The organism is Vibrio sp. 14N.309.X.WAT.E.F5 (assembly GCF_030397615.1).
GTDB classification, from domain to species: domain Bacteria; phylum Pseudomonadota; class Gammaproteobacteria; order Enterobacterales; family Vibrionaceae; genus Vibrio; species Vibrio lentus.
In genome coordinates, this window is record NZ_JAPNXR010000023.1 from 55,024 (window position 1) to 80,572 (window position 25,549).

The 25,549-nt window shown below is 45.2% G+C and carries 22 protein-coding genes; 5 read left to right on the top strand and 17 right to left on the bottom strand.

Annotated elements, in window-relative coordinates:
• Positions 1-6: 6 nt before the first annotated feature.
• The 14 genes from OW495_RS19825 to OW495_RS19890 form a co-directional block, all read right to left on the bottom strand.
• Entirely contained in the window at positions 7-396 is a 390-nt protein-coding gene (locus tag OW495_RS19825; RefSeq protein ID WP_004735732.1) for a F0F1 ATP synthase subunit I, read from the bottom strand.
• A gap of 191 nt (positions 397-587) precedes the next feature.
• Complete coding sequence (locus OW495_RS19830) at positions 588-1,469, bottom strand: ParB/RepB/Spo0J family partition protein (protein ID WP_017111745.1); 882 nt, start codon at positions 1,467-1,469, stop codon at positions 588-590.
• A gap of 23 nt (positions 1,470-1,492) precedes the next feature.
• Positions 1,493-2,266 carry a ParA family protein gene (locus OW495_RS19835; RefSeq protein WP_017111746.1) on the bottom strand — a complete coding sequence of 258 codons (774 nt, stop codon included), beginning with the start codon at positions 2,264-2,266 and terminating at the stop codon, positions 1,493-1,495.
• A 14-nt stretch (positions 2,267-2,280) separates the two neighbouring features.
• Complete coding sequence (gene rsmG / locus OW495_RS19840) at positions 2,281-2,913, bottom strand: 16S rRNA (guanine(527)-N(7))-methyltransferase RsmG (protein WP_017107525.1); 633 nt, start codon at positions 2,911-2,913, stop codon at positions 2,281-2,283.
• Entirely contained in the window at positions 2,913-4,808 is a 1,896-nt protein-coding gene (gene mnmG, locus OW495_RS19845; protein ID WP_289887912.1) for a tRNA uridine-5-carboxymethylaminomethyl(34) synthesis enzyme MnmG, read from the bottom strand. Before mnmG ends, rsmG begins: the two co-directional genes overlap by 1 nt.
• Before the next feature lie 480 nt (positions 4,809-5,288).
• Positions 5,289-5,723, bottom strand: a complete 435-nt coding sequence (mioC, locus tag OW495_RS19850; RefSeq protein ID WP_017111747.1) for an FMN-binding protein MioC — start codon at positions 5,721-5,723, stop codon at positions 5,289-5,291.
• Positions 5,724-5,771: 48 nt separating this feature from the next.
• Complete coding sequence (gene mnmE, locus OW495_RS19855; protein WP_289887915.1) at positions 5,772-7,133, bottom strand: tRNA uridine-5-carboxymethylaminomethyl(34) synthesis GTPase MnmE; 1,362 nt, start codon at positions 7,131-7,133, stop codon at positions 5,772-5,774.
• Positions 7,134-7,263: 130 nt separating this feature from the next.
• Complete coding sequence (yidC, locus tag OW495_RS19860; RefSeq protein ID WP_065104229.1) at positions 7,264-8,883, bottom strand: membrane protein insertase YidC; 1,620 nt, start codon at positions 8,881-8,883, stop codon at positions 7,264-7,266.
• A 2-nt stretch (positions 8,884-8,885) separates the two neighbouring features.
• A complete protein-coding gene (gene yidD / locus OW495_RS19865) occupies positions 8,886-9,143 on the bottom strand; it encodes a membrane protein insertion efficiency factor YidD (RefSeq protein WP_004735802.1) in 258 nt (85 codons plus the stop codon).
• Entirely contained in the window at positions 9,110-9,433 is a 324-nt protein-coding gene (gene rnpA, locus OW495_RS19870; RefSeq protein WP_017055478.1) for a ribonuclease P protein component, read from the bottom strand. Before rnpA ends, yidD begins: the two co-directional genes overlap by 34 nt.
• A 45-nt stretch (positions 9,434-9,478) precedes the next feature.
• Complete coding sequence (gene rpmH, locus OW495_RS19875; protein WP_004735800.1) at positions 9,479-9,613, bottom strand: 50S ribosomal protein L34; 135 nt, start codon at positions 9,611-9,613, stop codon at positions 9,479-9,481.
• A 206-nt stretch (positions 9,614-9,819) separates the two neighbouring features.
• Entirely contained in the window at positions 9,820-10,557 is a 738-nt protein-coding gene (locus tag OW495_RS19880) for an amino acid ABC transporter ATP-binding protein (RefSeq protein WP_017111750.1), read from the bottom strand.
• A complete protein-coding gene (locus OW495_RS19885; RefSeq protein ID WP_004735796.1) occupies positions 10,554-11,225 on the bottom strand; it encodes an amino acid ABC transporter permease in 672 nt (223 codons plus the stop codon). The genes OW495_RS19880 and OW495_RS19885 overlap by 4 nt, the downstream gene beginning before the upstream one ends.
• Positions 11,226-11,354: 129 nt before the next feature.
• A complete protein-coding gene (locus OW495_RS19890) occupies positions 11,355-12,104 on the bottom strand; it encodes an amino acid ABC transporter substrate-binding protein (protein ID WP_065104230.1) in 750 nt (249 codons plus the stop codon).
• Positions 12,105-12,413: 309 nt separating this feature from the next.
• On the opposite strand from OW495_RS19890, the gene dnaA reads away from it, so the two are divergent.
• The 5 genes from dnaA to OW495_RS19915 all read left to right on the top strand — a co-directional run bounded on the left by dnaA (position 12,414) and on the right by OW495_RS19915 (position 19,554).
• Entirely contained in the window at positions 12,414-13,835 is a 1,422-nt protein-coding gene (dnaA, locus tag OW495_RS19895) for a chromosomal replication initiator protein DnaA (protein ID WP_289887917.1), read from the top strand.
• Positions 13,836-13,916: 81 nt separating this feature from the next.
• A complete protein-coding gene (gene dnaN / locus OW495_RS19900; protein ID WP_017107516.1) occupies positions 13,917-15,017 on the top strand; it encodes a DNA polymerase III subunit beta in 1,101 nt (366 codons plus the stop codon).
• A gap of 82 nt (positions 15,018-15,099) precedes the next feature.
• Positions 15,100-16,179: a DNA replication/repair protein RecF gene (recF, locus tag OW495_RS19905; protein ID WP_017080844.1), complete on the top strand. Its 1,080-nt coding sequence runs from the start codon at positions 15,100-15,102 to the stop codon at positions 16,177-16,179.
• Between the two features lie 17 nt (positions 16,180-16,196).
• Positions 16,197-18,614: a DNA topoisomerase (ATP-hydrolyzing) subunit B gene (gene gyrB, locus OW495_RS19910; RefSeq protein ID WP_017081727.1), complete on the top strand. Its 2,418-nt coding sequence runs from the start codon at positions 16,197-16,199 to the stop codon at positions 18,612-18,614.
• A gap of 505 nt (positions 18,615-19,119) precedes the next feature.
• A complete protein-coding gene (locus OW495_RS19915) occupies positions 19,120-19,554 on the top strand; it encodes an Hsp20 family protein (RefSeq protein ID WP_017107513.1) in 435 nt (144 codons plus the stop codon).
• Positions 19,555-19,683: 129 nt separating this feature from the next.
• Here the strand turns inward: OW495_RS19915 and OW495_RS19920 are convergent, their stop codons facing one another.
• The 3 genes from OW495_RS19920 to glyS form a co-directional block, all read right to left on the bottom strand.
• Positions 19,684-20,937 (bottom strand): valine--pyruvate transaminase, encoded by a 1,254-nt coding sequence (locus tag OW495_RS19920; RefSeq protein WP_102514254.1) that lies wholly within the window; start codon positions 20,935-20,937, stop codon positions 19,684-19,686.
• Between the two features lie 255 nt (positions 20,938-21,192).
• A complete protein-coding gene (locus OW495_RS19925; RefSeq protein ID WP_102514253.1) occupies positions 21,193-23,280 on the bottom strand; it encodes an alpha-amylase in 2,088 nt (695 codons plus the stop codon).
• Positions 23,281-23,482: 202 nt separating this feature from the next.
• A complete protein-coding gene (gene glyS / locus OW495_RS19930; protein WP_102514252.1) occupies positions 23,483-25,549 on the bottom strand; it encodes a glycine--tRNA ligase subunit beta in 2,067 nt (688 codons plus the stop codon).

Below are 25,549 nucleotides of genomic sequence, written 5' to 3' on the forward strand. Positions count from 1 at the left end.
CTCATCCTATTTTTTATTGTTAATGAAAAGCACTGGCGCAAAGATATTAATACCTAGAACCAGTAAATAGGTCAGTTTGAGGGGAATTAATTCCACCTGCATATACATGTAGACAATAGAGAATAGTAAAACTGTGATTAAGATTTTGAGCACTTCACCAGCATAGAACGACGCCGCAACTAACTTAGTTGCGCGAGCTCCACAAAATAGGAAAGCACACACACAAAAAACTACATTCGCGATGACAAAAATACCGCCACCGATTAATGCAGCAAAACCCCAATCAGGATTAACAGCTAAACCTAACCCTATCGCCACTAATATAACCGCGCTAAGCTCGATCAATAACATTTGCTTTGCAAGCACTCGTCCTGGTCTTGCTAACGCCGCTACCATGTATTCGTTCCTCTTTAAGCCCACTTTACCACTCGCTTCAAAGCGTGCTGAGAAATTGGCGAAAATTATACGTTCAGCCAAATTGATTGCAATCACAATGCAGCAATCATTTACATTTTTGCATACAAACCGACAACTTTTGTACGAAATTACTTGTTTATTACATAATTGACCTAAATCAATTATCTCATTTAGTACTCTAGTTTAGCAATAAGTTGCTCTAATTTGTGAGGCTCATCAAGAGTAATTGTTACTTTTGACTTACCGCTAACAGAACGAGTAACTGAAACGTTTGCTTGCAATTTTTCCGTGAGTCTTCGTGAAAGTTCGATGGCTTCTTTGTCCTCGGGCTTCGATTCAGACTCAACCTCTGGTTTTAAGCACTTTTTGACGAGTTGCTCAGTTTGACGCACGGTCATTTGTTTGCTTGCCGCGGTGTTAGCCGCTTCTACCTGAACATCGCCTTCAAGTGCTAGTAATGCACGAGCATGGCCCATTTCAAGCTGCTTTGACACGACCAACGCCTTTACCGGCTCAGCCAATTGGTTAAGACGCAGTAGGTTACTCACGGTTGCGCGAGATTTACCTATCACATCAGCTACTTTCTGGTGCGTCAGTTCAAATTCATTCTGTAAACGTTCTAAAGCCTGCGCTTCCTCGATCACATTCAGGTCTTCACGCTGAATATTCTCGATCAATGCCATAGCAATAGCGGCCTTGTCTGCAACTTTCTTGACCAGACATGGAACCTGCTTAAGACCAGCTTGACGAGCGGCTCTCCAACGGCGTTCACCAGCGATAATCTCAAACTGGTCCTGCGTTAAATGACGCACAACAATCGGCTGAATAATGCCTTGAGATTGGATTGAAGCAGCCAACTCTTCTAGCGCTTCTGGCGCAATATCCTTACGCGGTTGATATACACCTGGCTTTAAACAACCAACAGCAATCTCGATCAGTTCTCCATCAGCAGACAAAGCCTGGCTATGAGAAGCAACTTGTTGTTTTTCACGAGCCAACGAGCTAGTTGCAAGCAATGCATCTAGCCCTTTTCCTAAACCACGCTTAGACATTGAGCGAATTCCTTTGGTTAGACTTATACTGGGACTTCTTCACGACGCAACATTTCGCCTGCCAGAGCAAGGTATGCTTTAGCACCTGCGGAATATTTGTCGTAGTACATTGCTGGCTTGCCATGACTTGGCGCTTCTGCCAGACGCACATTACGAGGGATCACAGTTCGGTAGACTTTATTACCGAAGTGTTTTTTGAGTTGATCAGAGACTTCATTCGATAAGCGGTTACGAGGATCATACATTGTACGTAGAAGACCTTCGATCTTCAGATCCTCGTTTACTACAGCTGCAAGTTTACTGATGGTATCCATCAATGCAGTCAAACCTTCTAGAGCAAAGTATTCACATTGCATAGGAACCAAAACGGAATCGGCCGCAGCCATCGCATTGATTGTAAGAAGATTCAATGACGGTGGGCAATCAATAAAGATGAAATCATAGTTACTGCGAATGGATGCCAGCGCATTCTTTAGGCGAACTTCGCGAGCAAACACTTCCATTAGCTTAATTTCTGCTGCCGTAACGTCACCGTTTGCGGCGATGAGATCGTAATTACCAGATGTACTTCGGCAAACTACCTCATCAAATGGGCTGTCTTCAACTAGCAAATCGTAAGCAGTTGCTTCAACCTGATATTTGTCGACACCACTCGCCATAGTGGCATTACCTTGAGGGTCGAGGTCAACAACCAATATCTTGCGTTTAGTTGCCGCCATTGATGCTGCTAAGTTAACACAAGTTGTTGTTTTTCCTACGCCACCTTTCTGGTTGGCAATTGCTACAATTCTACCCACTATGGCCTCGCTGATTATCCCTGACGCGATAAAGTAACTAAATGACGCTCTCCATCAAGCTCTGGCACTTGCAAAGCTTTGATGTCTGTCACTGAACACCATTCAGGTAACAGGTCGATTTCGTCTCTAGGATGTTGTCCCTTAAGAGCCAAAAATACACCGGATTGCTCTTTAGGTAAATGATGACACCACTCTACCATGTCTGTCATTGAAGCAAACGCACGGCTGAGCACTGCATCAAACTTTTCTTCTGGTTGAAATTCTTCAACACGGCTTTGTACTGGAACAACGTTGTCGATGCCCAATTCGTGAATCACTTGTTTAATAAAACGAATACGCTTGCCTAGGCTATCGAGCAAGTAAAACTCGCAGTCAGGGTTCATGATTGAGAGCGGAATCCCAGGAAGACCAGGGCCTGTACCTACATCAATAAAGCGCTTGCCTTGTAAGTGAGTGCTAACAATGATGCTATCTAAGATATGTTTCACCATCATTTCTTGCGGGTCACGAACAGACGTTAAATTATAAGCCTTGTTCCATTTATTGAGTAACTCAACGTAGCCCACTAATTGGCCACGTTGTTTTTCCGATACTTCAAGTTCAGTCTGGCCAATCAGGTGATCCAGTTTTTCGCGTAATACGCTCATTATGCTTCCTCACCTTTTTTCAATAGGCCGTGCTTTTTCAGATAAACCAACAAAATCGAGATTGCAGCAGGCGTAATACCAGAGATACGCGATGCAATACCGATCGAGTCAGGTTTAGCGGTAGTTAGTTTTAGAACCACTTCGTTAGAAAGTCCTTTTACCTTGCTGTAATCGATGTCAGCCGGCAGTTTGGTGTTTTCATGACGCAGTGATTTTTCAATTTCATCTTGTTGACGCTGGATATAGCCGTCGTACTTAACTTGAATCTCAACTTGCTCTGAGGCTTGTTGATCTTCCAGTGCAGGACCAAAACGATCCAACGACGTTAGCTGTGAATAAGTCATTTCAGGACGACGAAGAAGATCTTCACCACTCGCTTCACGAGACATAGGTGTTTTAAGGATCTGGTTCAATTGATCAATATCTTCAGATTTTGGATTAATCCATGTTTCTTTAAGACGTTGACGCTCTTTCTCCATGTTTTCCATCTTCTCGTTGAATCGCATCCAACGAGCATCGTCGACCAAGCCAAGTTCACGTGACTTTTCAGTCAAACGGATATCGGCGTTGTCTTCACGTAGCAACAAGCGGTATTCGGCGCGAGATGTAAACATGCGGTACGGTTCTTTGGTACCCATTGTCGACAAGTCATCGATAAGTACACCCATGTAAGCTTGATCGCGGCGTGGGCTCCAGCCCTCTTTGCCTTGCGTAAACAAACTCGCATTCAAACCGGCCATTAAGCCTTGTGCTGCAGCTTCTTCGTAACCAGTGGTGCCATTGATTTGCCCCGCAAAGAACAAACCCTTAATAAATTTGGTCTCGTAAGTCAGCTTGAGATCGCGAGGGTCAAAGAAATCGTACTCAATCGCGTAGCCAGGACGAACGATGTGTGCGTTCTCAAAACCTTTCATTGAGTGAACGATTTTTACCTGAACATCAAACGGCAAACTGGTTGAAATACCATTCGGGTATAACTCGTGCGTCGTTAGGCCTTCGGGCTCAATGAAAATTTGGTGACTGTTTTTATCAGCAAAGCGCATCACTTTGTCTTCAATCGACGGACAGTAACGAGGGCCAATACCTTCAATCACACCAGCGTACATCGGGCTGCGATCGAGATTGGCACGAATAACGTCATGCGTATTTTCGTTAGTGTGCGTGATGTAACATGGAATCTGACGCGGCTGCTGAGCTCGGTTACCCATGAATGAGAAAACCGGAGTCGGGTTATCGCCGTGTTGAACCTCAAGCTCAGAAAAATCAACGCTGCGTGCATCGATGCGAGGAGGTGTACCCGTTTTCAGGCGATCAACACGAAATGGAAGATCACGAAGACGGTCAGCAAGCGCGATCGATGGTGGATCACCCGCACGTCCACCCGATGAACTTTCCATACCAATATGGATCTTACCGCCTAGGAATGTGCCTACCGTTAAGACCACAGCGTTAGCGCGGAATTTGAGGCCCATTTGCGTAACCACACCCACCACTTGATCTTGTTCAACGATCAAGTCATCAACCGACTGTTGGAACAGAGTTAGGTTTGGTGTGTTTTCAAGAACATTACGGACAAAGGCTTTGTAAAGTGCGCGGTCAGCTTGTGCACGAGTTGCACGTACCGCAGGGCCTTTTGATGCGTTTAATGTTCTGAACTGAATACCTGCATGATCAATAGCTTGCGCCATTAATCCACCCATAGCATCGACCTCTTTTACCAAGTGGCCCTTACCGATCCCGCCAATGGCTGGGTTGCAGGACATCTGTCCCAACGTATCGATATTATGAGTTAGTAATAACGTACTTTGACCAGTACGTGCAGATGCGAGTGCGGCTTCCGTTCCTGCATGGCCACCACCAACAACGATGACGTCAAATTTTTCGTGATAAAGCATGAACCGACCTCAGGTACTCAAACGTTTCTAGATTGATAAAAAGGAGCGATATTCTACCTGTTTTCATAGCTTGAGAAAACGTTTTTGGAATTTTTCGAGAAAGCTGTTTTTAATTAATATAGATAAGATCTTTAAAGAGATCTTTTATTAGATCTATTATTAGGATCGAGGTCATCTGTGGATAAGTCAAAAATGATCAACAAGATCATGGATCTTTTTTGGATCAAAGGATGTGATCTAACTTTGATCATGATGAGGATTAGCTGGGATCAAAATGGCTACTTATACACAAGGGGAAATTACCTAGAAAGTTGTTATTTGGATAACTATAGGTTAATCACCGTATATGTATGATCTTATCCACAGAGAAAATTGAAAAAAATGACATGTATTTCGATTTATTTTCAAAAAAGTTATTCACAATCACGATATTCAGAGACAAAAAAAGCGGCATAAGCCGCTTTTTAGAAGATTAAGGTGTTAAAACTGGTCACTATGATCGTTAAACCAATCCTCTGCAGCATCCTCAGGAACCGGTGTTTCCAGAACATCGATGGTAAAACACGCTGAAATAGGCTGAGCTCCAAGCTTTTCTAGAAGCGAATAAGCAGACTGGCCTGCAGAACAGAAGGTGTCGTAGCTTGAGTCACCAAGAGCAACCACAGCAAAGCGAATCGCGCTTAAATCGGGAGACTCTTGGTTCAATGACTTGATCAAAGGCTGGATATTATCAGGAAACTCACCCGCACCATGCGTCGATGTCACCAATAACCAAGTACCTTGCTGCGGAATATTGTCGTATTCAGGCTGATTATGAAGCTCGATCTCGTGCCCTTGAGCCTCTAGAAGATCGTTAAGGTGATCGCCAACGTATTCAGCGCCACCTAAGGTGCTGCCAGTAATAATGTGGATCATTAAGCTGTCCTTACAAAAGAAAAGGCCAGCGTAAGCCAGCCTTTATGGTTATTTACCGATACAGAATGAAGAAAATATACGACCTAATAAATCATCTGAACTGAACTCGCCAGTGATCTCATTGAGGTGCTGTTGGGTGATTCGAAGCTCTTCCGCTAATATCTCTCCGGCCATGTAGCCTTCAAGTTGTTTTTGCCCAATATCAAGGTGTTCTGATGCGCGTTCTAGGGCATCTAAGTGGCGGCGACGTGCCATAAAGCCACCTTCGTTGCCACCAGCAAAGCCCATGCACTCTTTAAGATGGCTACGTAGGGCATCGACACCTTCACCAGTTTTTGCAGATAGGCGGATGAGAGTCGGATCATTTACATGGCAGATCCCGAGATCTTCACTGGTTTGATCCGCTTTATTGCGGATCACCGTCATACCTATGTTATTGGGTAGACGATCAACGAAATCTGGCCAAATTTCTTTGGGGTCCGTTGCCGTTGTTGTTGTGCCATCCACCATAAATAATACGCGGTCTGCTTGTGCAATTTCTTCCCAAGCGCGTTCAATACCGATTTTTTCTACTTCATCGGAGGCGTCACGCAGGCCTGCGGTATCAATAATGTGCAGTGGCATGCCATCAATATGGATATGTTCACGCAGTACATCACGTGTCGTTCCCGCAATATCGGTCACAATGGCAGACTCTTTACCCGACAGCGCATTCAATAGGCTTGATTTACCCGCATTTGGGCGGCCTGCAATCACGACCTTCATGCCTTCACGCATAATGGAGCCCTGATTGGCTTCTTGGCGCACAGCTTCTAGGTTATCAATGATAGCTTGTAAGTCAGTACTTACTTTACCGTCAGCCAGAAAATCAATTTCTTCTTCTGGGAAATCAATCGCCGCTTCAACGTAGATTCTTAAGTAAATCAGAGAATCTACCAGTGTATTAATGCGTTTAGAGAATTCACCTTGCAGGGATTGTAATGCAGATTTCGCCGCTTCTTCTGAGCTTGCGTCAATCAGGTCGGCAATCGCTTCTGCTTGTGTTAAGTCCATCTTGTCGTTCAAGAACGCACGTTCAGAGAACTCACCAGGACGCGCGGCACGTACACCTGAGATGGATAGGATACGTTTGATCAGCATGTCCATAACCACAGGACCACCGTGGCCTTGCAGCTCTAACACATCTTCGCCAGTGAACGAATGTGGGTTAGGGAAGTAAAGTGCAATGCCTTGGTCGAGTTCGGTGCCGTTGTGAGATTTAAAAGGCAGGTACTCGGCATAGCGCGGTTTTAGTACTTTGCCTGTTACTTCAAGCGCGACTTGAGCAGCTTGTGGGCCTGAAACGCGGATAATACCGACGCCACCACGCCCTGGCGCAGTCGCTTGAGCAACAATCGTATCTGTAGTCATAGTTGTGCCTGCTAGCATGTGAAGGCCAAAGGGGGCGTTCACGATTAATCAATTAGCTGAATTGTAATCAGCTCAAAACAAAAAGGCGACCTTTTGGTCGCCTTTCTTTTATCTCTTTCTGTTATCGAACTTACTTAGAGTGTAAGCCTTTCTTTTCCAGCGCGCGGTAGATAAGCGTTTGCTGAATCAGAGTTACGATGTTCGATACTAGCCAGTAAAGAACCAGACCTGAAGGGAAGAACAAGAAGAAGAAAGTAAACATAACCGGCATAAAGGTCATGATTTTCTGCTGCATTGGATCCGTTACAGTTGTCGGGCTCATCTTCTGGATTAGGAACATTGAAGCACCCATCAGAAGTGGCAAGATGTAGTACGGGTCTTGTGCTGAAAGGTCAGTAATCCAACCGAAGAACGGTGAGTGACGCAGTTCAACAGACTCCATTAGTGCCCAGTATAGCGAAATGAAGATCGGCATTTGCAAGACGATAGGTAAACAGCCACCAAGTGGGTTTACTTTCTCTTTCTTGTACAGCTCCATCATTTCTTGGCTCATGCGTTGACGGTCGTCGCCAATACGCTCACGCATTGCTGTCAGCTTAGGCTGAAGCATACGCATTTTCGCCATAGACGTGTACTGAGCTTTCGTTAGTGGGTACATAGCACCACGAACGATAAACGTTAGACAGATGATTGCCAGACCCCAGTTCACAACGATGCCTTGAATGAACGAAAGCAGAGTATGAAGTGGTTTCGCAATGAACCATAACCAACCGTAGTCAACTACTAGGTCTAGGTTTGGTGCAACAGCAGCCATTTGGTCTTGAAGTTTAGGACCAACCCAAAGCGTTGCTTTAAAGCTTGCTTCGTCGCCAGTAGCGATGGTTTTGTTCGGCATACGAACACCAATGTCGCCAAGGTTACCAATTACACGAGTGTAAAGGTTGCTGCCTGCTTCGTCGCGTGGGATCCATGCACTTGCAAAGTAGTGCTGAATCATCGCTGCCCAACCTTGACCATTTGCTAGGTTAAGAGACAGGTTGCGATCTTGCATGTCGTCGAAGCTGTATTTTTTGTAACGCGTATCTTCCGTAGAGTAAGCACCACCACGGTAAGTTGGCATTGTTAAGCTACCGCCGTCATCCATTACGTTCTGACGTAGGTGAGCGTACATGCCGAATGTCGCGTTGTTACCAGAGTTGTTGACTACATCGTATTCAACATCCATTGCGTAGCTGCCACGCTTAAGGATGAATGTTTTCGTGTAATCAAGGCCGTTCGCTTGGTAAGTCATCGGGATGCGTAGTTCATCCTGACCATCAGCAAGCGTGAAGCTGTCTGCTGAAACTGAGTAGCTTGGGCGGTTTGTGCTGCTTAGGTCGATACCTTGAGGACCCACTAGACCGCTTTGTGCGATAAATTGGTGACCTGGTTCGTTCTTAAGAAGAACAAACGTATCTTCAGAATCAAACTCAGCAGAGTAATCATTTAGATTTGCTTTAACGACATCACCACCAACCGTATCAATTGACAGAGTCAGTACATCAGTTGTTACTGTGATAGTTTTTGCAGAAGCAACTTGGCCCGGAGTTGGGTCTAGATCATCTGCATAAGATGGCGCTGGTAGGGTGCTGCCAGATTGTGCCTGCTCAACCGCTTGTGGTGCTGGGTTCTGAGCTACGTTCCATTGTTGGAACAGTAGAAAAGAAACCAATGCCAGTGCGATTAACAGGATATTACGTTGAGAATCCATCGTTATTTATCTCTGTCTTGTTTTTGGACCGGTGGAACGGGGTCGAAGCCCCCTTCGTTCAAAGGATGGCATTTTAATAGACGTTTGCCTGATAACCAACACCCTTTTACAAAACCGTGAGCTTTCAACGCTTCTATCGCATATAAAGAGCAGGTTGGAGTAAATCGGCAGCGTGGGCCGATGAGTGGACTAATAAACCATCTATAAAAATAGATGGGTATTAGCGCTATCCACGCGAAGGGCGAGACAGGCGAAGCCATAATTTGTCGAGTAGCTTGAACATTTCTTCATTGCTTAAATCTTGCGCGCTCTTTTTAGCGATTACAACAAAATCTTTGTTAGGAAGTTTGTGTTGAGTGTTACGAAAGCTTTCACGAGTAAGACGCTTGAATCGGTTACGACCCACGGCGGTTTTAATCTGCTTTTTCGGAACAGCTAATCCAAGGCGAGGATTTGAAAGAGAGTTATTTCGGGCAATGATGGTGAAATGAGGGGAGCCGGCTCGATGAGCTTGCTTGAAGACATTCTGATAATGTTCGGGAGTTAACAAGCGTAACTCCCGACCGAAGGCTAGCTTATTCAAAATAATCAAAGATTACTTAGAAAGACGCTTACGGCCTTTTGCACGACGTGCATTGATTGTTGCGCGACCGTTCTTAGTAGCCATGCGAGCACGGAAACCGTGTGTACGCTTACGCTTTAGAACTGTAGGTTGAAAAGTGCGTTTCATTGTAATTACCTTACTGATCAGTAGTTTTAGGTTTTTGTTAAACCCGGCGTGGGCATTTTTTCTCTTCTTTATATAAGAAAGGAAAACCGACGCCTCTCAACAAAGAGGCGGAATTGTAATCACTGTCACAAAAAGTGTCAATGATTGGGTTAACTAAAATTCCGGTCGGGGGATTATACGTAGAATAACTAAAATCACAAGGATCCTTAGTCGATCCCGACCTTATTTAAGAATTTTTGTAATTTAGGATCCTGTGGATTACCAAAAATATCCTGTGGAGATCCCTGTTCGACAATATGGCCATCAGCCATGAAGATCACTCGGTCAGCAACCTCTTTAGCAAATTGCATTTCATGGGTGACCACCAGCATGGTTTGATGCTGATTTGCCAATTTTTTCATTAGGTTAAGTACTTCACCAACCCACTCAGGATCGAGCGCTGAAGTCGGCTCATCGAACAATAAAAGCTCCGGTTGAAGGGCCATTGCTCGGCCAATACCAACACGTTGTTGCTGCCCACCAGAAAGCGCTGCTGGGTAGCTATCTGCTCTGTCACCTAAACCGATATCATCTAATATTTGTTGTGCTTTTTCATGAGCTTGCTGCTTTTTCCAACCACGAACGGTAATCAAGCCTTCGGCAATATTCTGCTTTGCCGTTTGGTGAGCAAACAGCGCGTAGTTTTGGAACACAAAACCGGTCTTACGACGTAGTGCGAGTACCTCGGCTTTGGTGTGTTTTTTTACATCGACGTTAATATCATCGATGGAAATCTTGCCTTGATCAGCTTGCTCGAGAAAGTTAACGCAGCGCAGCAGTGTAGACTTACCCGTACCACTTGAACCTATGATGACAATTATCTCACCTTGATTGATTTCTAGGTCGATCCCTTTAAGAACTTCGGTGTCACCAAACTGCTTGTGGATATTTTCTAATTTGATCATCGTACATATGCCTTATTCAGTTTTACTTCGGCCCAGATTTGAATGCGAGTGAGGATAACCACCACGCCCCAATAAATCAGCGCAACCGCTAGGAAAGCCTCAAAGAAGCGGAAACTTGAAGATGCTTCCATTTGAGCTTTGGCCATGATTTCAGCCACACCTAAGGTGAAGGCAAGGGAAGTTGACTTGATCATGTCGATGAAATAGTTCATCAAAGACGGCAGTGCCACACGGGTAGCCTGCGGCAAGATCACTCGACGCATCGCTTGGCTGGTTGTCATACCGACTGAGAGGCTGGCTTCCATTTGGCTACGATCGATACCGATTATGGCAGCACGAATACTTTCAGCCATGTAGGCAGCAAAGTGCAAGGTTAAGCCGATAACCGCAGCGCCAAACGCATCGAGTCCAACCATCCACGGAAATACCTGGGGTAGACCGTAATAAAGAAGGAACAGTTGTACCAGCAGTGGCGTGCCTCGGAAGAAGCTAATATACAGCTGACTCAGTTGGTCGAGTACTGGGATTTTGAATACACGAATGTTCGCCAGTATCAAAGATAGAATCAGAGCGAAAAATAAGCCCCAGATTGCCATCTCCATAGTGGTGCCTAAATACTTCAGCAGTATTGGCAACAGACCTAGCATGTAGTTAAAGTCAAATCCCATAATCTATCTCATATTTTTATTGGAAGTATTGTTTGGAAATACTGTTATATCAGGCTTTTTAATCAGTACACAAAAGCAAAAAGCCCACCGCTGTATAAGCAGTGGGCTCTGAATGCGTTGAGTGAGTAATTACTTCTTAGTAATGTCCGCACCGAACCATTTTTGAGAGATGCTCTCTAGCGTACCATCTTCACGCATTGCTGCGAGTGCTTGGTTTACTTCAGCTTGCAGTTTTTTGCCGTTGTCGTTGTTTACGAAAGGCCATGCATTCTCGATAGTCTCGAATGGTTGTCCTGCTAGCTGTAATGGTAGACCAGTCTTCTTAATAAGCTCTAGTGCTGATAGGCGATCCATAACGAATGCATCGGCACGACCCAGTGCAACATCATGCTCAATACCCGTATCGTAGGTTTTCACATTGATTTTGCCATCTTTATCGTAGCTGCGTAATAGTTGCTCAAAGTTTGAACCAAGGTTTACTGCAACCGTCTTGCCATCAAGGTCTTCGATGCCTTGAATGCTGTCATTACCTTTACGAACGGTAATTTGTGCGCCGTCTACTACGTATGGGTCTGCGAATAGGTATTTCGCTTTACGTGCATCCGTGATTGTAATTTGGTTTGAAATCGTATCGATTCGACCCGTTTCAAGAAGACCAAACAGACCAGAGAAGTTTGCAGTCACGTATTCAACGCTATAGTCATTACGTTTACCGATCTCATCCCATAAATCCACTTCAAAACCTTGTAGTTGGTCCTGTTTTACGAAAGTGAATGGGAAGTAGCGACCAGACATGCCGACTTTAACTTCAGTCGCAGCTTGAACAGTAGCAGCAGAGAGTGCGATAGCCGCAATTGCAGCCTTAATCCAGTTATTCATTTGGTAACTCCTTATATTTATAGGGTTGGATGTTACTGGGAAATTGCTCAATAGAATAAATAACCAGATGTTATTAACCATAACCAGATCGCATTCTCGATTTGGGGATAACTAGCAAGGATCCGGGCATAAGTGGATCGTTGTGTGAGTAAAGTAGGGGCAAGATGTGTGGATCCAGCCAATTTTGCCCTATTTATTGTGAATAACTTGGATCTTATTCACTGGATCTGTGATCAATTGCTGGTGATCTGACTTATCAACAGGTAAAATTAGCGGTCATTTCATATAACTTAAATAGAGTGGGGCACCGTGTCATCTTCGCTTTGGTTGCAATGCTTGCAACAGCTTCAAGAAGAATTACCAGCTACAGAATTCAGTATGTGGGTACGTCCGTTACAAGCGGAGCTCAATGGTAATACTCTAACTCTATTTGCACCAAACCGATTTGTACTCGATTGGGTGCGCGATAAGTACCTAAATAGCATCAACCGTTTGCTACAAGAATATTGTGGTAATGATATTCCACATCTTCATTTTGAGATTGGAAGTAAACGAGTTACTGCTCCAAAACCTGAGACTATCGCCCCAGCTCGTACACGTACAGCCGCTGATGTGGCCGCTGAATCGTCAGCACCTGCGCAGTTACAAGCTCGTAAGCCTGTTCACAATATATGGCGTGATGAAGAGCCTGTAGCGGTTGACCTTAACCACCGTTCAAACGTAAACCCAAAACATAAGTTCAATAACTTTGTTGAGGGTAAATCAAACCAATTGGGTTTAGCGGCGGCACGTCAGGTTTCTGATAATCCAGGAACAGCCTATAACCCGTTGTTTTTATACGGTGGAACTGGTTTAGGTAAGACGCACTTGTTGCATGCGGTGGGTAATGCCATTGTTGACAACAAACCGAATGCGAAAGTGGTTTACATGCATTCTGAGCGTTTTGTTCAGGATATGGTGAAGGCGCTACAAAATAACGCGATTGAAGAATTTAAGCGCTACTACCGTAGTGTTGATGCCTTGCTTATCGATGATATCCAATTCTTCGCGAATAAAGAGCGTTCTCAAGAAGAGTTCTTCCATACCTTTAACGCGCTGCTTGAAGGCAATCAACAGATCATCCTAACGTCTGACCGTTATCCAAAAGAGATCAACGGGGTAGAAGATCGTCTTAAATCTCGCTTCGGTTGGGGTTTGACGGTTGCGATTGAGCCACCAGAGCTTGAGACTCGTGTGGCGATCTTGATGAAGAAAGCAGAAGACCACCAAATTCATCTTGCGGATGAAGTGGCATTCTTTATTGCTAAGCGTTTACGCTCTAACGTTCGTGAGCTTGAAGGCGCATTGAACCGTGTTATTGCGAATGCAAACTTCACTGGCCGTCCGATCACGATCGATTTCGTGCGTGAAGCACTGCGTGACTTACTTGCTCTGCAAGAAAAACTGGTCACCATTGATAACATTCAAAAGACAGTCGCTGAATACTACAAAATCAAAGTTGCTGATCTATTATCTAAACGTCGTTCTCGCTCTGTTGCTCGTCCACGCCAACTGGCGATGGCATTGGCTAAAGAGCTGACTAACCACAGCTTGCCTGAGATTGGCGATGCATTCGGTGGCCGTGACCACACGACCGTGTTGCACGCTTGTCGTAAGATTGCTCAGCTGCGTGAAGAGAGCCACGACATTAAAGAAGATTATTCGAACTTGATTCGTACCCTTTCTTCTTAATACACAGTATTCTTAACCTTAATAAGCAGAATCTTGGCCACGTACTATTACGCAGTGCCAATTAGACCGTAAGAGCAAGATATGAAATTTACCATTGAACGTAGTCACCTGATAAAGCCATTACAACAAGTATCTGGCGCACTCGGTGGCAGGCCAACGCTTCCAATTCTAGGAAACCTACTGATTAAAGTAGAAGATAACGTGTTGTCGATGACAGCGACGGATCTAGAAGTTGAATTGATCAGCCGTGTAACGCTTGAAGGTGATTTCGAAGCGGGCAGCATTACCGTACCTTCACGTAAGTTCCTAGATATTTGTCGTGGCTTGCCAGACAGCTCAGTGATTACCGTGGTATTGGATGGTGACCGTGTTCAGGTTCGTTCTGGTCGTAGCCGTTTCTCATTGGCAACATTACCTGCGGCAGATTTTCCAAACATTGAAGACTGGAGCAGTGAAGTTGAAGTGTCAGTGACACAAGCTGAATTGCGCGGTCTGATCGAGAAAACACAATTCTCAATGGCGAACCAAGACGTTCGTTACTACCTCAACGGTATGTTGTTTGAGATTGAAGGTTCTATCCTACGTAGTGTCGCAACTGATGGTCACCGTATGGCGGTATCACAAGCGCAACTGGGTGCCGATTTTGCTCAAAAGCAGATCATTGTTCCTCGTAAGGGGGTTCAAGAGCTAGTAAAGCTACTGGATGCACCTGAACAGCCAGTAACGCTGCAAATTGGTAACTCTAATGTGCGCGCTGAAGTGAACAACTATGTATTCACTTCTAAACTCGTTGATGGTCGTTTCCCTGATTATCGCCGCGTAATGCCGCAAAATACCACCAAGACATTAGAAGCTGGCTGTGATGAGTTACGTTCAGCGTTTTCTCGTGCTGCGATTCTTTCGAATGAAAAATTCCGTGGTGTTCGCGTTAATCTTGTAGATAGCGAGATGCGTATTACCGCGAACAACCCAGAGCAAGAAGAAGCGGAAGAAGTGTTAGACGTAACCTTTGATGGTGACGCACTAGAGATTGGCTTTAACGTAAGCTACGTATTGGATGTATTGAATACGCTGCGTTGTGAACAAGTTCGTATCTCAATGTCAGACGCGAATGCGAGTGCCTTGATTGAGAATGCACAAGATGACAGCGCGATGTACGTTGTTATGCCGATTCGTTTGTAAGCCGTGTTTGTTTATACATTATGTTTGCTTATCAACAACGTTTGTCTATCGAGCCGTGATTGAAGATTAATATGAAGACGTTATGCCTTTATCGCGCTTAATCGTAAAGCAGTTTAGAAATATTGAAGCCTGTGACATTCAACCGTCATCAGGCTTTAACTTTCTTATAGGGGCTAACGGAAGCGGCAAAACCAGTGTCCTTGAAGCGGTGTATCTGCTCGGACATGGTCGCTCGTTCAAAAGCTCCTTAACCGGTCGTATCATTCAAAATGAGTGTAGCGAACTGTTTGTCCATGGCCGTTTTATGACCTCGGATCAATTTGAGCTGCCAATTGGCATTAATAAGCAGCGCGATGGCACCACAGAGGTTAAAATAAGCGGTCAAACTGGGCAAAAATTGGCTCAGTTAGCTCAAGTCTTACCTTTGCAGTTGATTCACCCGGAAGGGTTTGATTTACTAACCGATGGACCTAAGCATCGCCGCGCATTCATTGATTGGGGAGTCTTCCATAGTGAGTCGGGTTTTTATGATGCTTGGGGCAGGGTAAAGCGCCTCAATAAACAGCGTAATGCATTATTGAAAACGGCGACGAACTATCGAGAGCTGAGCTATTGGGATCAAGAATTGGCCCGTTTAGCGGAAAGCATCAGCCAGTGGCGTGCCACTTACGTTGAACAACTAAAAGAAGTCGCTGAAGAAATCTGCGCGACCTTCTTACCTGAGTTTGAGATAAAGATTAACTATTATCGTGGCTGGGATAAAGACACCCCATACGCTGAGATTTTAGAAAAGAATTTTGAAAGGGATCAGCAGCTTGGTTACACCTTTAGTGGGCCAAACAAAGCGGATCTAAAGATAAAAGTGAACGGCACTCCAGTGGAAGATGTCTTGTCACGAGGTCAGTTGAAGTTGATGGTGTGCGCGTTGCGAGTAGCACAAGGGCAACACCTCACTCAAATGACAGGTAAGCAGTGCATCTATTTGATAGATGACTTCGCTTCCGAATTAGATAGCCAACGCCGAGCACGTCTTGCTGAGTGTTTAAAGGCGACCCAGGCTCAAGTTTTTGTAAGCTCTATTACCGCTGATCAGATTGCAGATATGCATGACGAAAATAGCAGGATGTTTCATGTGGAACATGGCAAAATAGAGCAAGGATAATTAGTCAGAGAGTAACTATGTCAGATAATTACGATTCATCGAGTATTAAAGTACTGAAGGGTCTGGATGCGGTACGTAAGCGTCCTGGAATGTACATTGGCGACACGGATGATGGTACCGGTCTGCACCACATGGTTTTTGAGGTGGTAGATAACTCTATTGATGAAGCACTCGCTGGTCACTGTAATGACATCATTGTAACTATCCACGAAGATAGTTCTGTGTCAGTAAGCGATGACGGCCGTGGTATTCCAACAGAATTGCACCCAGAAGAAAAAGTATCAGCAGCAGAAGTAATCATGACGGTTCTTCACGCTGGTGGTAAGTTCGATGATAACTCGTACAAAGTATCTGGTGGCTTGCACGGTGTTGGTGTTTCAGTAGTTAACGCACTTTCTAAGCAAGTTACTCTTACTATCCACCGCGGTGGCAAAATCCACACTCAAACATACTGCCACGGTGAGCCTCAAGCGCCACTAGCGGTTGTGGGTGATACGGACAAAACAGGTACAGAGATTCGTTTCTGGCCGAGTGAAGAAACCTTCACTAACATCGAGTTCCATTACGATATTTTAGCTAAGCGTCTACGCGAGCTATCATTCTTGAACTCAGGTGTATCAATTAAGCTAATTGATAAGCGCGAAGAAGACAAAATGGATCACTTCGAATACGAAGGCGGCATCCAAGCGTTTGTTGAACACCTTAATACCAACAAAACACCAATCATCCAAAAGATTTTCCACTTTGATTCAGAGCGTGATGACGGCATTACCGTTGAAGTTGCAATGCAGTGGAACGATGGTTACCAAGAAAACATCTACTGTTTCACCAACAACATCCCTCAACGCGATGGTGGTGCTCACTTAGCGGGTTTCCGTGCTGCATTAACGCGTACCTTGAACAGCTTCATGGATAAAGAAGGCTTTTCGAAGAAAGCGAAGACTTCAACATCAGGTGATGATGCTCGTGAAGGTTTGACGGCGATTGTTTCAGTGAAAGTGCCAGATCCTAAGTTCTCAAGCCAAACTAAAGACAAGCTGGTTTCTTCAGAAGTGAAGTCTGCCGTTGAGTCTACGATGGGTGAGAAGCTATCTGAGTTCCTAATTGAGAACCCAGGTGAAGCTAAAATCGTTTGTTCTAAAATTATCGATGCAGCGCGTGCTCGTGATGCAGCGCGTAAAGCTCGTGAGATGACTCGTCGTAAAGGCGCATTAGATTTAGCAGGTCTTCCAGGTAAACTAGCTGACTGTCAGGAAAAAGATCCTGCACAGTCTGAACTATATATTGTGGAAGGAGACTCTGCTGGCGGATCAGCTAAGCAGGGGCGTAACCGTAAGAACCAAGCAATCCTACCGCTTAAAGGTAAAATCCTTAACGTAGAGAAAGCGCGTTTCGATAAAATGCTGTCTTCTCAAGAAGTCGCAACGCTAATCACAGCCCTTGGTTGTGGTATTGGCCGTGATGAATACAACCCAGATAAACTGCGTTACCACAACATCATCATCATGACCGATGCCGATGTCGATGGTTCTCACATCCGTACTCTGCTACTGACGTTCTTCTACCGTCAAATGCCAGAGTTGATTGAACGTGGTTACATCTACATTGCTCAACCGCCACTTTACAAAGTGAAGAAGGGTAAGCAAGAGCAGTACATCAAAGATGAAGATGCGATGAACCAGTATCAAGTATCTTTGGCTTTAGACAATGCAGAACTGCACGTAAATCCTGAAGCACCTGCGTTTGCTGGTGAAGGCTTAGAGAAGCTTGTTCAGCAATACAATGCAGGCATCAAGCTAGTTGACCGTATGAGCCGCCGCTACCCACGCGCATTGGTTCACGAACTGATTTACGTTCCTCGCCTAACCGCTGAGCAGTGTCATGATGACGCGGTAGTTGAAGCTTGGGGTAAGCAGCTTGTAGAGCAGTTAAACGGTAAAGAAGCGGGTGCGAGCCAATATTCTCTTGAAGTTGAAAAACACGAAGAGCTAGGTTTAAGCGTTCCTAAGATTGTGGTTCGTACTCATGGTGTAACTCATGAGCACGTACTGAGCATTGACCTTATCAACTCGAAAGAGTTTGGCAAGCTAGCGGATCTTTCTGAAGCACTTGATGGCCTGATTGAAGAAGGTGCTTACATTAAGCGTGGCGAGCGTACTCAAGAAGTGTCTAGCTTCGTTGAAGCTCTGAACTGGTTAGTGAAAGAGTCTCGTCGTGGCCTGAGCCTACAACGATACAAAGGTCTAGGTGAGATGAACCCTGATCAGCTTTGGGAAACAACAATGGATCCTGAAACTCGTCGTATGATGCAAGTAACGATTGAAGATGCTGTTGGTGCTGATCTGTTGTTTACAACGTTGATGGGCGACCAAGTAGAACCGCGTCGTAACTTCATCGAAGAAAACGCACTTAAAGTAGCTAACCTAGACGTTTAGTACCTTTGATACTTCGCTCTTTCGCTTAATTTCTGTGTCAGAGGTGCTCACATACATTCGTATGCTCCGCGTCTCTTCTTTGAACTAAAACGAAATAGCTTCGTCTCAAAAAACTCAATATCTTATTGAAAAGACTGTCAGAAATGACGGTCTTTTTTTATTTTTAAGTGATTGAAAAATATTGGATTGGAAAAATAATTGAAAATAAACGCTTGAAACTGATTTGCTCAATCCACATATCTAGTTATGAAGAGGATGACTGTCTTGCTCTACAAGAGAAGAAACAGAACCTTCATAATCGTTGCTAGAGTATCGCTCAATAGAGGATAACTTTGGCAGCACACAATTTAAGAATTGATTCATTGTCATGTCCCAGAGTTGTCGCCAAACGAGGTGAAACCCGTGGAATGCGAATTGAATCCCTTAGCTGTTTACTGAATCATTCACAGGTTCGATCTCAGTAAAAATTACAGCTAAGACTATTGCTTACTAAAAGGATAGCATTATGAGAACTGTAGATTTCACTCCACTTTACCGCAACGCAATCGGCTTCGATCGTCTATTCAACATGATGGAATCGAACACGTCGAAAAATACTTCTGGCGGTTACCCTCCTTACAATATCGAGCAGAAAGACGAGAACAACTACCGTATTACTATGGCAGTCGCTGGTTTTGCAGATGATCAATTAGACCTTACTCAAAAAGAGAACATGCTAATTGTTAAAGGTGAGCGTAAAGCTGAAGCCGAGAAAACTTTCGTATACCAAGGTATTGCAGAGCGCGATTTCGAGCGTAAATTCCAACTGGCTGACTATGTAAAGGTGGTGGGCGCAAGCATGGAAAATGGTCTTCTTCACATCGACCTAGAACGTGAAATTCCAGAAGCGATGCAACCACGTAAGATTGCTATTAATGGTAATAGTCTTCTAGAAGGTTAAGCGTTATTAGCTCATTTGAGCTAATAAATATCGGGAAGTAAAAGTGAAAGAGCACCTCATGAGGTGCTCTTTTTTGTTTGTCCTATCACCGTCATTCCATAGAGGGAGGAACGACCGAGTAGGGAATCTCTATTTACTTTCGCTGTAAGCCTTTTTCACTTCTTCTGCAATAATATTAATGCCTTTCTGCATCGCCTCATCATCTTGCACATAGTTCATGCGTAGACATTGATGGGCATGATCCCACTCGTCTTCTTGGCCGATAAAGAAGTATTCACCCGGAACAATCAATACGCCACGAGCTTTGAGGCGGTCGTACAGCTCCATGGTGGTAATCGGCAGCTCATCAAACCATAGCCATAAGAAAATCGCACCTTCAGGCTTGTGGATACGGAAACGAGGGTCATCGATCGCTTCTTGTAAAAGCTCAACCGCACGTAGAGATTTGTCTTTATAGAAAGGTTTGATTACCTCGCTACTCAAGCGCAGTAAATCGCCTTTTTCAATCATGTGATTGGCAATTGCAGGGCCAACACTGTTTGGCGCTAAGCTAATGATGCCATTCATGTTGGTCAATGCTTGTGTTACTTCTTCACTCGCAATTACGATACCGCAACGCACACCCGGCAAACCAAGCTTAGATAAGCTCATGCACAGAATCGTATTTTCATTCCAGAATGGTTCGACATCTTCAAAGATGATGTTTGGAAACGGCAGGCCGTAAGCATTGTCGATCAGCAGTGGGATGTTGTTTTCACGCGCCAGCTTATCCAGTTTACGCACTTCTTCGTCGGTCAGTACGTTACCCGTTGGGTTGGTTGGACGAGAGGCGCAGATAGCGGCAACCGAGTCATCAACTTTTAGCTGTTCAAAATCGACGTGGTATTTGAACTGTCTGTTTTCAAGCAGCTCGATCTCTGGGTGGTAAGAGATAAAGATATCGTCGTCAATGCCTGCATCGCCATAACCGATGTATTCCGGTGCGATCGGCAGTAGGATTTTCTTGTGTGAACCGTCTGGCTGTTGACCCGCTAACAGGTTGAATAGGTAAAAGAAGCCGCTCTGACTGCCATTAGTCAGGCTGATGTTCTTCTCGCTGATGTCCCAGCCATAGGTCTCTTTTAGCATCGCCGCTAATGATTTAATGAAGCTGTCTTTACCTTGTGGACCATCGTAGTTGGCGAGGGCGGCAATGAGTTCTCCACTGGCGAGCATGTCGGCACTGGCTTGGTTAAAGTAATCGAGCATGGCTGGGATAGCGGCTGGGTTACCACCACCGAGCATGATTGCGCCAGGAGTGCGCAGGCCATCATTCAAATCATCCATTAAACGAGTGATTCCAGAGTATCGATTAAACTTTTCACCAAACTTAGAGAACTGCATTACTTATTTTACCTAATTCATTGTGATTGCTTGTTATGTGTCATTAAGGCAGACCTTATGTCTACCATCAGTGTGTTCCTTGAACATACCGCAATGTTTTTGCGACGCATAGCGCCAAATGCTCTAACACGAAAAAAACTTCTATAAAGTTTAACTAATGAGTGTCTGCTTTCTTATTGGACGAGTGTTTCGTGATCAAAAAAGGAGAAGCCTAAGCTTCTCCTTTTAATTTCTGCGGGTTATTTCAATCAGCGCTTACTTTGAGCCGGTATAAACGACTAATACCTTGTCATCTTGGTATTGTCGTTCGAACGCATAGTAGCCCTTGCTGTTGCGGATGATGTGCTTACCTTGGGCAACGGCAGGGTGGCGTTGGCGGAATTGGCCAAGGGTCTGCCAGTGTTCTAACAGTTGCGCTCGTTCGCCTGTGATTTGATCCCAAGGCATGTCTGAACGGGTGCCCTGCATCGGATCTGATCCTGTTGGGCCGAAATCACGAGCGATTTCATCACCGTAATAGATCTGAACTGCACCGGGAGCCAGCATTAATGCATTCGCTGCTTTGGCCTGTTGAGCAAAGTCACTGCCGTGCTGCGTCCAGAATAGCGAGGTGTCGTGAGACGATAGGTAACTCAACACGTTGAACTCGCTGTCATTGTTGATCTTGTCTGCGTAGCGCAGGTAGTCAGCATCGAGATCGGATAGACACTTAAGTGCTTTGGGGGCGATATCACTCTGGAATTCAAAGTTGATGATCGAATCAAACCCGTTAGCGAAATAGTCTGATTTCACTACGCTGTGTGCCCATACTTCACCCGTCATCCAGAATGGTAGGTCATCCAACGCTTTGTCTGGGTTGTTTTGCTTCCATTCTGCAAGCGCTTGGTTAGTGCTCTCTTTAAGCTCTGCCCACGCATCTAACTCAACGTGCTTGGCGGTATCAACCCTAAAGCCATCCACACCGTATTCGCGCACCCAATCAGACAACCAAGTGATCAGATGTTCACGAGGTGTTTTAAGTTCATCGGTCGCGCTGGTGGATTTGTTGCGATAGAAGTTCGGTAGCCCAGTGGTTTCTGTCGATTCTGTTTTGAAATCGGGCAGGTGCGCTAAAGACATGGTCAGGTTGTTATAACCCGGAGAATCATAAGCGCCGATATCGCTGCGTAGCCATGCTTTGCCCCACCACTTCTCCCACGCTTCTTTATCGCTGTAAGAGATGTAGTTGTTGAAGTAGTGCCAGTTTTGACCTTTAGCGGGTTGCCAGTCAGTCCAGTTTTCGCCAAGTGTTTTTGTTGCTTCTTCATCGGTGAGGTTGAGCTTACCAAAGTCGAACTCTTGCATGTCGGCAAGGGTAGCGTAACCAGTGTGGTTCATTACCACGTCCCAGACGACACGAATGCCTTTGCTATGCGCGGTATCGATGAAGGTTTTCAGCTCGTCTTCGGTACCCATGTTGTCATCAAGCTTGGTCCAATCTTGGTGGTAGTAACCATGGTAGCCATAATGCTTGAAATCACCTCTGTCACCACCGCCAACCCAGCCGTGGATCTGTTCTAACGGAGACGTTATCCAGATAGCATTAGCACCGAGTGATTCGATGTAATCGAGCTTTTCGGTTAAGCCTGCTAAATCGCCACCATGAAAGGTGCCGATTTCGTCTTGTCCGTCTTGGCTGCGACCGTAACTGTTGTCGTTGTCAGGGTTGCCGTTGTGGAAGCGGTCGGTCATCACGAAATAAACCGTGGCGTTATCCCAACTAAATTCAGCTTTGGTTTCGGGCTCAACCTTTTCTAGCAACAAGACACCTTGGCTATTTTCTGCTGGCTGCATGGTGACGCTGCCATTAGTTACTGTGGCTTGTTTGCCTGAAAGAGCGTCTCTTACCACGGTGCCATCATCAAAGGTTTGAGCAACGTCGATGGTCGTTGGCTCGTCACTAGGAATCGGACAAGCAAAACTTTGTACTTGTTGTTGCTTCGGCTTTATTTGAACCGTCAGCTCATTGGTTTGTGGGTTGAGCGTAAACTGATAGGTGTTAGCGCGAAAGACCTTGATATCTAATTCAGACTTCTCGGCGCAGTCGTCTAGGCGAAGGGGTTTATTGAATTTGATGCGGTTTTCTTCAGCCAGCGCATAGTTGGTGCCACAGGTATTTTTAGTATCGCTGATAGAGAAGGTATAGCTACCTTTAGCGAGTTCCTGTTCAGCGATAACAGTGCCTTTTCCTGTCGATTCAAATACGACAGTGTTGTTATCAATCGTCAGTAATAAGCTGTCATCACTGGTTTGGCTGCATGCGCTGAGTGCGAGTATTGAAAGCGCGAGTACTGTTTTTTTCATTGTTCCCTTCCCCTGAATAAACAGGTCAGTTATAGCAAACAATGCCCTCTACAGTCTGAGTGCTGATTCATTCAGTTAATCAATAACACCTCTACAAACAAATGCTTGGTTCACAAAAACAAAAAGGGAAGCTTTCGCTTCCCTTTGGGTGTTTACCTGTTGTTGCTCAGAACATGAATTAGAGCAACAGTCTCACTCGTGCTTATTTTTGCAGTAGAGAGATATCAGCAATCTGTAGGAACAGGTTACGTAGGTTGTTCAGTAGCGTTAGACGGTTCTTCTTAAGCGCTTCATCATCAGCCATAACCATTACGTTATCGAAGAATGCATCTACTGGTTCACGTAGATCGGCAAGCTTGCTTAGGGCTTCTTGGTAGTTGCCTGTTGCGAATGCTGGTTCTAGTGCTTCCGTCATGACTTCAACGTTCTCAGCCAGTGCTTTCTCTGCGTCTTCTTGAAGAAGAGTTAGGTCGATTTCTGCTGGTAGTTCGCCATCGAATTTCGCAAGGATGTTACCTACACGCTTGTTCGCTGCAGCTAGTGCTTCTGCTGCTTCCAGTTCACGGAAGTGAGAAACTGCTTTAACACGTTGGTCAAAGTCAGCAGGCTTAGTTGGACGACGTGCTAGTACCGCTTGGATGATATCAACGCTGAAACCAGCATCTTGGTACCATGCGCGGAAACGACCTAACATGAAGTCGATAACATCAGCTTCTACGTTGTCGTTAGTTAGCTTGTCGCCTAGTAGCCCTTTCGCTTTACCGATTAGATCGGTTAGGTCTAGGTTGTAGCCGTTTTCAACGATGATACGTAGCACACCGAGTGATGCACGACGTAGAGCGAATGGGTCAGAACCTTTTGGAGCTTGGCCAATACCGAAGATACCTACGATAGTGTCTAGCTTGTCTGCCATTGCTACTGCTGATGAAATACCAGTGCTTGGCAGTGTGTCACCCGCGAAACGAGGCATGTACTGCTCGTAAAGTGCTAGTGCTACTTGCTCGTCTTCACCATCGTGAGTCGCGTAGTGCATGCCCATCACACCTTGAGTATCCGTAAATTCGAATACCATTGATGTCATTAGGTCACACTTAGCCAGTAGGCCTGCACGCTTAGATTTCTCAACGTCAGCATCGATTTGCTCAGCAATGTAGCCAGCAAGTTCTGTGATGCGGTCTGTCTTGTCTTTGATCGTGCCCAGCTGCTTCTGGAAGATAGCTTGGTCTAGTTCAGCAAGACGGTCGATCAGCGGGCGCTTACGGTCTGTGTTGAAGAAGAACTCAGCATCAGCAAGACGTGGACGTACAACTTTCTCGTTACCTTCGATTACGTGACGAGGCTCTTTAGACTCGATGTTCGAAACGAAGATGAAGTTTGGCAGAAGGTTCTTATCAGCGTCATACACTGGGAAGTACTTCTGGTCGCCTTTCATGGTGTAAACCAATGCTTCAGAAGGCACTTTTAGGAACTCTTGCTCAAACTTAGCAGTAAGCACCACTGGCCATTCAACCAAAGAGGTAACTTCTTCAACAAGGTCATCTTCTAGGTCAGCAATACCGCCAACCGCGTCTGCTGCTTTTTTAGCATCAGCAAGAATGATCGCTTTACGCGCATCGTAATCTGCCATTACTTTACCGCGCTCTTCTAAGATCGCAGGGTATTGGTCAGCAGAGTCGATTGTGAACTCTTGTTCGCCCATGAAACGGTGGCCACGGATAGTACGAGCAGAAGCTACGCCTAGGATTTTGCCTTCAACAAGCTCATCACCTAGTAGTACTGTCAGTGTTTTCACTGGACGGATAAATTGAATGTCGGAGTTACCCCAGCGCATTGCTTTAGGAATTGGTAGGCCAGCGAGAGCTTTTGCAGCGATGTCCATCACCAATTCTTGAACAGGTTTGCCAGCTACTTCTTGTTTGAAAAGAAGCCACTCGCCTTTGTCTGTTTTCAGACGGTCAGCTTGCTCAACAGTGATACCGTTACCACGAGCCCAACCTTGTGCAGCTTTAGTCGCGTTGCCTTCAGCATCGAATGCGACAGAAATTGCAGGACCGCGCTTCTCAACTACTTTGTCTGCTTGGCCTTCAGCCAGTGCAGTCACTTTAAGTGCTAGACGACGAGGTGCTGCGTACCACTTGATGCCTTCGTGAGAAAGCTCAGCCGTTTTAAGACCCGCTTCAAAGTTAGAAGCAAAGGCTTCTGCTAGAGAACGAAGTGCCGTTGGTGGAAGCTCTTCCGTACCCAGTTCAATTAGAAAATTCTTCGCCAT

Excerpts from the sequence above, each read along its gene's own strand:
- rsmG (WP_017107525.1), bottom strand. The coding sequence starts at position 2,913 with ATGAGCGTATTACGCGAAAAACTGGATCACCTGATTGGCCAGACTGAA.
- yidC (WP_065104229.1), bottom strand. The coding sequence starts at position 8,883 with ATGGATTCTCAACGTAATATCCTGTTAATCGCACTGGCATTGGTTTCT.
- OW495_RS19880 (WP_017111750.1), bottom strand. The coding sequence starts at position 10,557 with ATGATCAAATTAGAAAATATCCACAAGCAGTTTGGTGACACCGAAGTT.
- OW495_RS19920 (WP_102514254.1), bottom strand. The coding sequence starts at position 20,937 with ATGCAGTTCTCTAAGTTTGGTGAAAAGTTTAATCGATACTCTGGAATC.
- OW495_RS19915 (WP_017107513.1), top strand. The coding sequence starts at position 19,120 with ATGAGAACTGTAGATTTCACTCCACTTTACCGCAACGCAATCGGCTTC.
- OW495_RS19890 (WP_065104230.1), bottom strand. The coding sequence starts at position 12,104 with ATGAATAACTGGATTAAGGCTGCAATTGCGGCTATCGCACTCTCTGCT.
- OW495_RS19885 (WP_004735796.1), bottom strand. The coding sequence starts at position 11,225 with ATGGGATTTGACTTTAACTACATGCTAGGTCTGTTGCCAATACTGCTG.
- yidD (WP_004735802.1), bottom strand. The coding sequence starts at position 9,143 with ATGGCTTCGCCTGTCTCGCCCTTCGCGTGGATAGCGCTAATACCCATC.
- OW495_RS19925 (WP_102514253.1), bottom strand. The coding sequence starts at position 23,280 with ATGAAAAAAACAGTACTCGCGCTTTCAATACTCGCACTCAGCGCATGC.
- gyrB (WP_017081727.1), top strand. The coding sequence starts at position 16,197 with ATGTCAGATAATTACGATTCATCGAGTATTAAAGTACTGAAGGGTCTG.
- mnmG (WP_289887912.1), bottom strand. The coding sequence starts at position 4,808 with ATGCTTTATCACGAAAAATTTGACGTCATCGTTGTTGGTGGTGGCCAT.
- OW495_RS19825 (WP_004735732.1), bottom strand. The coding sequence starts at position 396 with ATGGTAGCGGCGTTAGCAAGACCAGGACGAGTGCTTGCAAAGCAAATG.
- mioC (WP_017111747.1), bottom strand. The coding sequence starts at position 5,723 with ATGATCCACATTATTACTGGCAGCACCTTAGGTGGCGCTGAATACGTT.
- mnmE (WP_289887915.1), bottom strand. The coding sequence starts at position 7,133 with ATGACTACAGATACGATTGTTGCTCAAGCGACTGCGCCAGGGCGTGGT.
- rpmH (WP_004735800.1), bottom strand. The coding sequence starts at position 9,613 with ATGAAACGCACTTTTCAACCTACAGTTCTAAAGCGTAAGCGTACACAC.
- recF (WP_017080844.1), top strand. The coding sequence starts at position 15,100 with ATGCCTTTATCGCGCTTAATCGTAAAGCAGTTTAGAAATATTGAAGCC.
- dnaN (WP_017107516.1), top strand. The coding sequence starts at position 13,917 with ATGAAATTTACCATTGAACGTAGTCACCTGATAAAGCCATTACAACAA.
- glyS (WP_102514252.1), bottom strand. The coding sequence starts at position 25,549 with ATGGCGAAGAATTTTCTAATTGAACTGGGTACGGAAGAGCTTCCACCA.
- OW495_RS19830 (WP_017111745.1), bottom strand. The coding sequence starts at position 1,469 with ATGTCTAAGCGTGGTTTAGGAAAAGGGCTAGATGCATTGCTTGCAACT.